The following is a 1,125-nucleotide window of genomic DNA, read 5'->3' as shown; positions in this document are numbered from 1 at the left end:
AGCCCTCCAACGCCAGAACCGCCCCCGCCCGCCCTTCCAGAAACCCGGGCTTGCGCAGCGAGGCGATCCCGGTGACCAGCCGCTGGCGGGTCTGCCAGATGGGCTCGGCGAACCGGCCGGGGGTGGAACTGTCGGCTGCGATAGCGGTCACGACGGTCAGCAGCCCGGCCCAGCCGTGACAGAGAGAGACATCGGTGACCCGGCCCAGGCGGGCCGGGTCGGTGAGGGCGGCGATGCCGAGCTCCTCGGCCTTCTGCCGGCGGGCGTCGTCGCCGAGCGCGAGCGCGGCCAGTTGCAGCGTGCGGGCGATACCGAGGCCCCCGTAGCACCACGAGGGGCGCAGGGGCGGCGCCTGCTGTGGCTCGTCGGCGAGCAAGTGCCCCAGGGTGATCCAGTAGAAGCCGCCGAACTCCTCCAGCCACGTCGCGAACGCGTCGATCGCTTCGAGCTGGCCCTCCGCCAGGATGCCGCGACGGGCGGCGAGAGAGAGCAGCGCCAACGGGCCGCAGATGCCGTGCGCCACACCGTTGTTCGCGTGGCCACCGGGAATCTCCTGATGCCCGGGGCTGTCCGGCGACCACCATCCGGGCAGGACCCGGGCATCGGCTTCAGCCGGGCATGCCAGCGTCACCAGATAGGCCAGCACCTCATGTAGCAGCCGCGGCGGCGAGCCTGCGCGGGCAAGCAACAGCGCCCCCAGCCCGGTAAGTCCCCGGATGAGATCGAACTCCGCCAACGTCGGCAGCCGCGCCGACTCTCGCCGGCGGCGAGCCGCGGCGAGCCGAGCGACCACGACCCGGTCGACGGCCGCCTGAACGGTTTGGTCGGCGCGCCCGGCACGGCCGAGCACGAACTCCAGCGGCGGAGCACCGTGGAACAGGGAAGCATTGGAGCCGGTGCTGACGCCGCCGGCGACCGCTTCGGCCAGCAGGGGCCGCGCTACGGAGAGGTTGCCGCGCTCGATGTGCAGCAGCGCCCTCCCGAGCGCGCCCTCGGCTAGGGCCTGCGTGCTGGGCGGGCTCATCGGATCGCCCTCACCGCGACGACGAAGGTGTGGGCCCGCCCGCCGATCCATCCATCCGCGTCCGGCGGCGGCACGTCGTAGAGCACCGCGACGGGGGAACC

1 protein-coding gene is annotated in these 1,125 nt (G+C 73.2%); it reads right to left on the bottom strand.

Annotation, left to right across the window (positions count from 1 at the left end):
- Window positions 1-1,024, bottom strand: a 1,024-nt coding sequence (locus EJK15_RS69485) for a lanthionine synthetase C family protein (RefSeq protein ID WP_138720955.1), incomplete at its 3' end; no start/stop codon positions are given.
- Window positions 1,025-1,125: the final 101 nt, after the last annotated feature.

It is taken from the genome of Nonomuraea basaltis (assembly GCF_005893125.1).
Taxonomy (GTDB): Bacteria; Actinomycetota; Actinomycetes; order Streptosporangiales; family Streptosporangiaceae; genus Nonomuraea; species Nonomuraea basaltis.
This window is presented reverse-complemented; position numbering and strand designations above follow the sequence as displayed.